The organism is Paludibacterium sp. (assembly GCF_019232825.1).
Lineage (GTDB): Bacteria > Pseudomonadota > Gammaproteobacteria > Burkholderiales > Chromobacteriaceae > Paludibacterium.
The window spans coordinates 1-10624 of record NZ_JAFAND010000026.1; the positions used below are offsets into that span (position 1 = coordinate 1).

Genomic DNA, 10624 nt, shown 5'->3' on the forward strand with positions numbered 1-10624 from the left:
GTCATGCAGGGTGTGGATGATTAGCGGGCGTATTCTTCCAGCAGCACGTTCTGGGCGCAGCGTTCCTTGCCACGGTTGGCACGGCGCTTGTAGCTGCCGTCCGGCTGCATGTCCCAGGCGTTGACATTGTCTTCCAGGTACAGGCGCAGTGCTTCCTTGATCACCCGGCGCTTGACCTTGGGATCCAGGATCGGCACGCAGGTTTCAATGCGGCGGAACAGGTTGCGTCCCATCCAGTCGGCACTGGCGATGTACAGGTTTTCCTGCTTGTCGTTGTAGAAGTAATAAACGCGTGGGTGTTCCAGGAAGCGGCCCACCACCGAACGCACGGTGATGTTATCCGACAGCCCCGGTACACCGGGGCGCAGGGCGCAGACGCCACGCACGATCAGCTGGATCTTCACCCCGGCCTGGCTGGCGCGGTACAGCGCGTGGATGACCTGCGGCTCCAGCAGGGCGTTCATCTTGGCGATGATCTGCGCCGGACGGCCTTGCTGGGCATGTTCGATTTCACGTTCGATGGAGTCGATCAGCAAGCTGTGCAGGGTAAACGGGCTCTGGTGCAGCTGCTTGAGCTGGCTGGCGCGGCCCAGACCGGTCAGTTGCACGAAGATGTCGTTCACATCGCTGGCGATTTCTTCGTTGCAGGTCAGCAGGCCCAGGTCGGTATAGAAGCGGGCGGTACGCGGGTGATAGTTGCCGGTGCCCAGATGCACATAGCGGCGCAGGCGCTTGTCCTCGCGGCGGATCACCATCAGCATCTTGGCGTGCACCTTGTAGCCGAACACGCCGTACACCACGTGCGCGCCGGCATCTTCCAGCAGCGAGGCCCAGCTGATGTTGGCTTCCTCGTCGAAGCGTGCCATCAGTTCCACCACCACGGTGACCTGTTTGCCGGCGCGCGCCGCCGCGATCAGCGAGTCCATCAGCACCGAGTCGGTGCCGGTACGGTACACCGTCATCTTGATGGCCACCACTTGCGGGTCGGTGGCGGCTAGATTGAGCAAATCGATGACCGGATGGAAGCTTTGATACGGATGGTGCAGCAGAATGTCGCCTTGGCTGATGGCGTCGAACAGACCAATCTTCTTTTCCAGCAACGGCGGCAAGCTCGGTATGAACGGCTTGAATTTCAGGTCCGGGCGGTCGACCAGATCGGGCAGCTGCATCAGCCGCACCAAGTTGACCGGGCCGTCGACGCGGAAGACGTCGCGCGGATCGAGGCCGAATTGGGTGAGCAGGAATTCCGCCATATGCGGTGGACAGGTATCCGCCACTTCCAGCCGCACCGCGTCGCCGAACTGCCGATGGCGCAACTCGCCCTGCAGCGCGGTGCGCAGGTTCTTCATGTCCTCTTCTTCGAGGTTGAGCTCGCTGTTGCGGGTCACGCGGAATTGATAGCAGCCCTTGACCGTCATGCCGAGGAACAGCTCGTGCACGTGCGAGTGCAGGATCGAGGACAGGAACACGAAGGTGTGCGGGTGGCCGTCGCAGATATCGGCGGGCAGCTGAATCACCCGCGGCAGGATGCGCGGCGCCTGCACGATGGCGATGCCGGATTGGCGGCCGAAGGCGTCCCGCCCTTCCAGCTCGACGGCGAAATTCAAACTTTTGTTCAGCACCTTGGGGAAGGGGTGCGACGGGTCGAGCCCGATCGGCGTTAGGATCGGCATCAGCTCGCGGTGGAAAAACGACTTCACCCACTCCTGCTGTTCAACGCTCCATTCGATCCGGCGTAGAAACTGGATATTCTCGTCGCGTAGCGCAGGGAAGATCACCTCGCGCATCACGCCGTATTGCTCTTGAATCAATTGGCGCGCGGCGGCGCAGACTTTCTCCAGGCACTGTTCCGCCGTGGTGCCGTCGGCCATGGCGCGGTCGGGTGTGTGCGCCTTGACCTCCTTGAGCCAAGCCACGCGGACCTCGAAAAATTCGTCCAGATTGGAGGAGACGATGCAAAGGAACTTCAGGCGTTCCAACAGTGGCAGCCTGGGGTCTTCCGCTTGCGCGAGCACGCGGCGGTTGAACTCGATCAGTCCGAGTTCGCGGTTAAGCATGGTTTGTTCTTGATTTGCCATGATCCGGGTCGTGCGCCAGAAAAGAAAAAAGCCCAGTGTAGCGGGCTTTTATTATGGTTTTTCAATGAGCCGGCGGAACATATCCGCTTGGCGCTTCGGCGCCCTCGCCGAAGAAGTACGCTTCCATCTGTTGTGATAGGTACTGGCGCGCGCGTTGGTCGGCCAGGCTCAAACGGTTTTCGTTGATCAGCATGGTTTGGTAGCGCAGCCAGCCTTGCCAAGCTTCCTTCGAGACGTTTTCGAAAACGCGTTGGCCGAGCGCGCCGGGCAGCGGCGGGAAATCCAGGCCTTCGGCTTCGCGGCCGAGCTTGATGCAGTGAATAGTGCGTGCCATTGAAAAAAATCCTTGAGGCAAATGAATCGGGGTTATGACGCTTATTGTGGCATAACCGGCGCGGGTGCTCCAACCTTGATCTCGGTAGGGTCGCCGTGAGCCGTTAGAGCGGCTTGGCGAACACCTTCGACCGCCGCTGCGTGTTGTACAGACGCTGCCGCTCCTCGGGCAGCTCGGACGGCGCCATCTCGCTGAAGCCGCGCTCGATGAACCAATGCGCCGTCTTGGTGGTGAGCACGAACAGCGAAGCCAGCCCCTGCGTTCTGGCCTGATATTCCACGTGGCGCAGCAACAGTTCGCCAAAGCCGCTGTTGCGCCGCTCCGGCGCCACGGCGAGACAGGCGAGCTCGGCGCTTTCCGCCTCGTGGAACGGATGCATGGCGACACAACCGTAGATGCGGTTGTCGTGCTCGAGCACCGTGTAGCGGCCGATCTCCATTTCGAGCCATTCGCGGCTGCGCCGCACCAGAATGTTTTGCTCTTCCAACGGGCGGATCAGCGCCATCAGGTCGCCGATGTCGTCGATGTTGGCCGGGCGCAGTTTAACCAGCGGATCGCGCGCGATCATGCTGCCGGAGCCGGTGGAGGTGAACAGTTCCGTCAGCAGCGCGCCGTCGTCGCTATCGCTGACCAGATGGGCGCGGGTGACGCCTTCCCGCGTGGCGCGCACGGTATAGGGCAGGTAGAGCTGCGCCTCTTCGTTGACGAGCCCCGCCGCCATGCGCTCCTCGGCCTGTTGCGCGGTCATGTTGTGGATCAGATCGCCGTCCTCGTCCAGCACGCCGATGCCTTCGATCAGGAAGATCAGTTTTTCGGCGCGCAAGGCGATGGCGGTTTCGGTGGCGACCTCTTCCATCGTCAGGTTGAAGGCCTCGCCGGTCGGCGAATAACCAATGGGCGAAATCAGCACCAGGTCGCCGTTGGCGAGCCAGGAGTGGATGGCCTGCGTATCCAGGCGGCGCACCTGCCCGGTGTACTGCATGTCCACCCCGTCGACCACCCCGAGCGGCTGGGCGGTCATGACGTTGCCGCCGACCACGCGCAGATGCGCGCCGTGCATCGGCGAATTCGGCATGCCGGCGGACAGGGCCGACTCGATATCGAGCCGGGCAAGTCCGATCGCCTGTTTGACGATGTCGATGGTGTCGTCGTCGGTGATGCGGCGGTGGTGATGGAATTGCCGCGCCAGCCCATGGGGCGCCAGCAGTTTGTCGATCTGCGGCCGGATGCCGTGCACCAGCACGACGCGCACACCTAGGCTGACCAACAGGTTGATGTCCGGCGCCAAGCGCGGGAAGTGGCCGTTGTCGATGGTTTCGCCGCTGACCGCCAGGACGAAGGTCTTGCCGCGAAAGGTGTTGATGTAGGGGGCCGCTTCACGAAACGGCAGTGCAAATTGATGAGACAGCATCTGTCCGGCTCCGACGATGAGGGCCTGTTTGCAATCAGGCCCTGGTCTAAAAGCTCGGCCGGGGAGAGCCTGCACACCCCGGCCGGATCCTTCTGTTTCAAGCCGCCGCCCGCAGGCGGCGGACGGTCAATCGCTGGCCGCTTTCTTCAACAGCAGTTGTTGCACCTTGAGCGTATTGAGGGCCTGGCTCAGCTGATAATCGCTGGCCGGATCCGGCTCATCGCCATTGGGCTGCGGCCGTGCCGGCTTGGCGTTGTCCGTCGCCGGCGCGGCGGGGGCGGCCGGTTTGGCCGTCTTCGCGCTCTTGTCGTCGCCGTTCGGATTGGACAAATGGCCTTCCAGATCGGCTTCTCGCACCGAGAAGGCTTGGAAGGCCGAATCGCCATCATCGGCCAGAATGTCGGGCGTGATGCCCTTGGCCTGGATCGAGCGGCCGCTCGGCGTGAAGTAGCGCGACGTGGTCAGGCGAATGCCGCCATCGTTGGACAACGGCAGGATCGACTGCACCGACCCCTTGCCGAAGGATTGCGTGCCCAGTACCAGCGCGCGCTTATTATCCTGCAAGGCGCCCGCGACGATTTCCGACGCCGAAGCCGTGCCGCCGTTGACCAGCACCACGATCGGCACTTTGCGCGCTTGCGCCGGCAGCTTGGCCAGCGGGTTCGAGCCGTCGGCATTGGCGTAGTTGGCGAGCGTGGCGGTCAGATGCATCTTGGAGTCGGCGGTGCGGCCCTCGGTGTAGACCACCAGCGTGTCTTTGGGCAAGAAGGCGGCTGCGACGCCCACCGCGCCATTGAGCACACCGCCCGGGTCGTCGCGCAAGTCGAGCACCAGCCCCTTCAAGTCGGCCTTGTTGCTGGCATACAGGTTCTGCAGAGCACTGGCCAGGTTTTCGGTCGTATGCTCTTGGAACTGGGAGATGCGGATATAGCCGTAACCCGGTTCGATCAGCTTGAACTTGACGCTCTTGGTGCGGATGATCGCCCGCGTCAGCGTCAGTACGATCGGCTTGTCGGCGTTCTTGCGCGCGATGGTCAGCGTGACCTTGGTGCCCGGCTTGCCGCGCATGCGCTTGGCGGCATCGTTGAGACTCATGCCGCGCACCGGCGTGTCGTCGATCTTGACGATGAAGTCGCCGCTCTTGATGCCGGCCTTCTGTGCCGGCGTGTCCTCATACGGCGCGATGACCTTGACCAAGCCGTCCTCGGCGCCGATCTCGATGCCGAGACCGCCGAATTCGCCTTGGGTCTTCTCGCGCAGATCCTTGAATTCATCCGGCGTCATGTAATCGGAATGGGGATCCAGACCGGTCATCATGCCCTTGATGGCATCGTTGATCAGCTTCTTGTCATCCACCGGCTCGACGTAGTCCTGCTTGATGCGCCCGAAGACCTCGGCAAAGGTGCGCAGTTCGGACAGCGGCAAGGCGGAGAGACTGGTGTCTTTCTCGGCATAGGCCTGGATGCTCAGGGTCAGCGCCCCGCCCGCCAGCGCGCCGGCGCAGACCAGCGCGATTTTTTTCATGCGTTGACTACTCATCAGGAAGAACGCTCCATTGCTGTTTAATGCACCCAAGTAAGTGGGTTAATTGGCTTACCCAGATAACGTATTTCAAAGTACAGGCCGGGCTCGCCGCTGTCTAGTGCTCCCGTGCTGCCCAAGCTATCTCCGGCCTTGACCGCGTCGCCAACACCACGGGCGATGGCCGAGAGGCCGGTATAGACGGTGAGGTAATTGCCGCCGTGATCGACGATGACCGCGTTGCCGAATCCGCGCAGCGCATCGGCGTAGACCACGTGCCCATCGGCCACGACATGCACGGCCTGTCCGCGGGCGGCGTGAATGAATACGCCCTTCCAGACGGTACCCTCGCTGCGCATGGCGCCGAAACGGCCGGCGATTTCGCCGGTTACCGGTAGCTTCATGCGTCCTTGCAGGCTCTTGAAGGCGCGGCCGGCGTTGCCGTCGTCCGCCGCCGTGTCGACGGTTTCCACCGGCACCTGGGTCTTGGCGACCTCCGGAACCGGCTTGCCCTGCTTATGCGCATCGGCAGCCAGTTTGCGCCGGCGTTCATTTTCCTTGCGCGCCGCTTCCTGACGCGCCTTGAAGGCGGCTTGTTCCTTGGCGCGGCGCAGGGCGGCCTGCTGCTGGATCTTGCGATTGATGTCGGCGATCAGATCGGTAAGTCGCTTTTCGTCCTGCTTGAGCTTGGCGAGCCGGTCCTGCCGGTCTTGAATCTCATTGCCGAGCTGATTGACCTGCTGTTGCTGGCTGGCCTTGGTTTGTTGCAGCGCGCTCTTCTCTGCCGCCTTCTTGGTGCTCATGTCGACGATGATGTGCAGCTGTTGCTCGAGCTGGGTCGCCAACTCGCCAAGCGCGGCTTGGCGCTGGTTCAGATCCTGGATCAGCTGTTGCTGCGCGCGGGCAATGTACTGGTAGTACACCAAATCGCGCGAGGTCTGATTCGGGTCGGAGCCATTGAGCATCAGTTTCATGGCGTCGTGCTCGCCGTTGCGGTATTGGTGCGCCAGCATCTGGCCCACTTTCTGCCGGGCGAGCGCCACCTGTTGCTGCGCATCGCGGATTTGACGCTCCAGATCGGCAAGCCTCGATGCGGACGTGTTTTGCTTTTTGCCCAGCTGACTCAATACCTGGTCGGTTTGCTGGATGGCCAGCTCCGACTGTTGGATGGCGGTTTTCGCCTGTTTCTGCACGGCCTGCTTCTGGGCGATGTCCTTCTGCAGGTTGTCGATTTCCTTGCGCACCGCCTTCAAGTTCTGCTGTTGCGGCGCGGTGCTCAAAGTCGTGCTCGCGGCCCAGGCCGGGCTCGCGAGCGTCAAAAGAAGGAGAAGAGTGCGTTTCACTGGAAGTCGATCAGGGATTCACCGGTCATTTCAGCGGGTTTGTCGAGGCCCATCATCGTCAACAGCGTCGGGGCGATGTCGCGCAGCGCGCCGCCTTCGCGGATGTGCGCCGCTCGGCCAACATACAGGAACGGCACCTGGTTGGTGGTGTGCTGCGTGTGCGGCTGGCCATTGGCAGCATCGTACATGTTTTCGCAGTTGCCGTGGTCGGCGCTGATCAACACCTCGCCGCCAGCCGCCAGCATGGCGTCGACGCAGCGGCCGATGCACACGTCGAGGGCTTCGACGGCGCGCACCGCGGCGTCGAACTTGCCGGTATGGCCCACCATGTCGCCGTTGGCGAAGTTACAGATGATGGCATCGAACTTGCCGCTGGCGATGGATTCGACAATGTGGTCGGCCACTTGCGGCGCGCTCATTTCCGGCTGCAGATCGTAGGTGGCGACCTTGGGCGACGGGACCAGGATACGCTCTTCGCCGGGGTAGACCTTTTCCTCGCCACCGTTGAAGAAGTAGGTGACGTGGGGATATTTCTCGGTTTCGGCAATGCGCAACTGGTGCAGGCCCAGGCTCGCCAGATACTCGCCGAAGCCGTTTTTGATGGTTTGCGGCGCGTACAGCGTCGGTTGCGGGTACTCTTCGCCGTAACGGGTCAGCGTGGCGAAATAAGCGAATTTCGGCTGCCGGCCCTTGAAGCCGTCGAAGCGCGGGTCGGTCAGGGCGCTGACCAGTTGGCGCGCGCGGTCGGCGCGGAAATTCATGAACAGCACGCAATCGCCGTCGGCCATCACGGTCTTGGCGCCGATGGCGGTCGGTTTGACGAATTCGTCATTCTCGTCGCGCTGGTAGGCGGCTTCCAAGCCCGCGAGCCCGCTATCGGCGTGGAATTCGCCTTCGCCGTCGACCAGCAGGCGATAGGCGGTTTCGACGCGCTCCCAGCGCTTGTCGCGGTCCATTGCCCAGTAGCGGCCGGTCATCGATGCCAGGCGGGCTTCCGGAATGGTGGCGAGCACGGCATCGAGACGCTCGATGTACAGGCGTGCGCTTCGCGGCGGCGTATCGCGGCCGTCGAGGAAGGCGTGCATGGCGATGTGCTTGACGCCCGCTTGCTGCGCGGCGCGCAGTACCGCATGGATGTGGTTTTCGTGGCTATGCACGCCGCCGTCGGACAACAGGCCCATGATGTGCAGCGTGCCGTTTTTCGCTTGGCGGAAGGTTTCCTGCAGCGTCGGATTTTGTCCGAAGGTGCCCGCTTCGATGTCGCAGTCGATGCGGCTGATGTCTTGCTGCACCACGCGACCCGCGCCGATATTCAGGTGGCCGACCTCCGAATTGCCGAACTGTCCGCCCGGCAAACCGACAAAGCGTTCGGATGCTTGAATCGTGCCAAAAGCGTATTTGGCACACAGTGCCTTCCAGTGGGGCATGTTGGCATGCAGAATGGCGTTGTCATCGCCTTCTGGGCGGTAACCAAAGCCGTCCATGATCAGCAGCATTACAGGTGTGGGTTTTTTCATGATATTGGCAATCGGAATATTAGAAATTCTTGATAGAAGGCGATTTTATGTTTACTATTGTACCGTATATCGCACCAGAAAAATGACTACTTAGGAGTAATACCTTGTTGTTCAACAACGACCAGATCGAACAGTCCTCGCGGGCGATGAAGGCCATGTCGCACCCGCTGCGGCTGAAGATCATCTCCGTATTGGAGGATCAAGAGGTCAGCGTGCAGGATATTGTCGAACAGGTAGGCACGTCTCAAAGCAATATTTCCCAACACTTGGCCATCATGCGCGACAAAGGGGTGTTGCGTACGCGCAAGGATGCGAACAGGGTGTACTACCGGGTAGGCGATATACGAACGCTCGAAGTCTTGAAAATGATGCGCGAAGTCTTCTGCGGCTTCGGCGACTGAGCGTTTCCACTTTTATATAGTATTTCGGCGCGCGCTTTGCCGGACTATCCACACGGGCTACAGAGTAGCCCGTTGGTATTTAAAACGGCAGTTCCGGTTGTTGTTGCGCGCGATGGTCCACCAGCGCTTCCGTGCGTCCCTCCGCCAGCTGCAATTGCAGGCGCTGCCCCTGGCGTAAGTTGGCCGCCGATTTCACCACTTCTCCCTTTTCAGTCTGCACGATGGCATAACCGCGCGCCAATACCGCTTGCGGGTTATACGACGCCAACAGCGCCGCATGGCGCGCGAGGGTCTGCCGCCGGTTCTGCATCGTCTGCGACATGGCGCGAACGAGCATGGCGCGCTGTTGCGCCAGCCGTTCGCCGGCAAGCGTCAGGTCGGGCCGGACCAATCGGAAGCGGTTTTGCGCGAGTCCCAGCCGCATGCGCGTGTTCTGCAGGCAAAGCTGCATACGTTGTTGCAATTGCGCTCGGGCGTGGTCCAACGCCATTGCCTGCTGCTTGAGCCGCTCGCCCGGATGGCGCAACCGTTGGGTTTTGAGATCGAGCTGCTGCGTCTTGTTGTTCAGCTGCCGGGCGGTCGCGCGCTGCAGCGCTTGACGGGCCTGGTCGATCTGGCGCTGCAACTGCTCGCGACTGGGCGCCGCCAGTTCGGCCGCGGCCGTGGGGGTGGGCGCGCGCAAGTCGGCGGCGAAATCGCAGATGGTAAAGTCGGTTTCGTGTCCCACGCCGCTGATGACCGGAAGTGGGCATGCGCTGACGGCGCGGGCCACGGCTTCTTCATTGAAGGCCCATAGGTCTTCGATGCTGCCGCCGCCTCGGCAGACGATCAGCACGTCGACTTCGCGGCGTGCCCCTGCTTGGTTAATCGCGGCGGCGATCTGTTGTGCGGCGCCGTCGCCTTGCACCGGCGTCGGATAAAGAATCAGGGGCAGGCCTGGCATGCGGCGCGTCAGTGTGGTGACCACGTCGCGCAGTGCCGCGGCGGCGGGCGAGGTGACGATGCCGATGGCGCGAGGCAGGTGCGGAATGGGGCGCTTGCGTTCCGCGGCGAACAGTCCTTCGGCGGCCAACTGTGCCTTCAGGCGCTCGAAGGCTTCGAACAGGCGGCCAAGCCCGGCGGCGCGCACGGTCTCGACGTTGATTTGGAATTCGCCGCGGGCTTCATAGAGCGAGGCCAACCCGCGCAATTCGACCTGTAGACCGTTGGCCAGCTTGAACGGCAGTGCGCTTAATCGGTTGCGGAACATGACGCAGCGTGCCTGCGCCGTCGCATCCTTGAGCGAGAAATAGGCATGGCCGGAGGCGGCGACGGTCAGGTTCGACACTTCGCCGCCGATCCATGCCGCGGGCAGGCCTGACTCGAGCAAGTCGCGCGCTAAGCGGTTCAATGCCGAAACGCTGATGACGTCGGGGGCGGAAGGAGAAAGGGACATTTTGTCAAGTCATCCACAGCGGTTGACAAAGCGCAATTTTGTAGGAAACGGCGACGGAAATCCTTTAAAGCTGCGCAGGGAGATGAGTAAAAATACTAATAAAAACAGTGGCTTAATTATCCCTTATCGCGGATAGACGGCGCTATCGCCAGCGTGCTCGCCGTCTGAGCCTTGCCTGGAATTTTCAATATTATCAACAGGTTTATCCACACCATTGAAGCCGCGCCTTAAGTGTCGCGCTTCAGTCCGCCATTGTAGCAGCTAGAACAGTGCTTGTTCAGAGGGGCACTAGTACTACAGCAGTAGCGTCTGCGGCGCACTGCCTTCGGCGAGTGCGCCCTACGCGAGCGCACATCCGGCGTCGTAGGGCGCAATCGCCGTGCAACGCGCGGCATTGCGCCAACGCCACGCGAAGCGGGACCAGGCATTACTAATGAAAACGGCCGCGCGAGGCGGCCGTTTGGGCGAGCTGTTTACCACACGCTGCGGCTTACGCCTTCTTGCCGCCCTTGGCCTTCTCGGCCGGCTTGTCTTCGGCGCGCAGATGGCTTTCGACATACGCGCGGCCGTAGAAGCTGTCGAGC

At 61.8% G+C, this 10624-nt stretch carries 8 protein-coding genes; 1 reads left to right on the forward strand and 7 read right to left on the reverse strand.

Annotated features, from left to right (window positions below; translation table 11 throughout):
* Positions 1-20: 20 nt before the first annotated feature.
* From ppk1 to gpmI, 6 genes are all read right to left on the reverse strand, one after another.
* Entirely contained in the window at positions 21-2078 is a 2058-nt protein-coding gene (gene ppk1, locus JOZ06_RS02575; RefSeq protein WP_293228331.1) for a polyphosphate kinase 1, read from the reverse strand.
* Between the two features lie 61 nt (positions 2079-2139).
* Positions 2140-2412, reverse strand: a complete 273-nt coding sequence (locus tag JOZ06_RS02580; protein ID WP_293228332.1) for an oxidative damage protection protein — start codon at positions 2410-2412, stop codon at positions 2140-2142.
* Positions 2413-2515: 103 nt separating this feature from the next.
* Entirely contained in the window at positions 2516-3823 is a 1308-nt protein-coding gene (gene argA / locus JOZ06_RS02585; protein WP_293228334.1) for an amino-acid N-acetyltransferase, read from the reverse strand.
* A gap of 126 nt (positions 3824-3949) precedes the next feature.
* Positions 3950-5362, reverse strand: coding sequence for a S41 family peptidase (locus JOZ06_RS02590; protein WP_293228335.1), 1413 nt, complete (start codon positions 5360-5362; stop codon positions 3950-3952).
* 23 nt (positions 5363-5385) lie between these two features.
* Entirely contained in the window at positions 5386-6687 is a 1302-nt protein-coding gene (locus JOZ06_RS02595; protein ID WP_293228337.1) for a peptidoglycan DD-metalloendopeptidase family protein, read from the reverse strand.
* A complete protein-coding gene (gene gpmI / locus JOZ06_RS02600) occupies positions 6684-8204 on the reverse strand; it encodes a 2,3-bisphosphoglycerate-independent phosphoglycerate mutase (RefSeq protein ID WP_293228339.1) in 1521 nt (506 codons plus the stop codon). The genes JOZ06_RS02595 and gpmI overlap by 4 nt, the downstream gene beginning before the upstream one ends.
* A 104-nt stretch (positions 8205-8308) precedes the next feature.
* Here gpmI and JOZ06_RS02605 point away from each other — a divergent pair, with 104 nt between their 5' ends.
* On the forward strand, positions 8309-8605 hold the full coding sequence (locus tag JOZ06_RS02605; protein WP_133678941.1) for a metalloregulator ArsR/SmtB family transcription factor: 297 nt from the start codon (positions 8309-8311) through the stop codon (positions 8603-8605).
* Between the two features lie 79 nt (positions 8606-8684).
* Here JOZ06_RS02605 and xseA read toward each other — a convergent pair whose 3' ends face one another.
* Positions 8685-10040, reverse strand: a complete 1356-nt coding sequence (xseA, locus tag JOZ06_RS02610) for an exodeoxyribonuclease VII large subunit (protein ID WP_293228345.1) — start codon at positions 10038-10040, stop codon at positions 8685-8687.
* Positions 10041-10624: the final 584 nt, after the last annotated feature.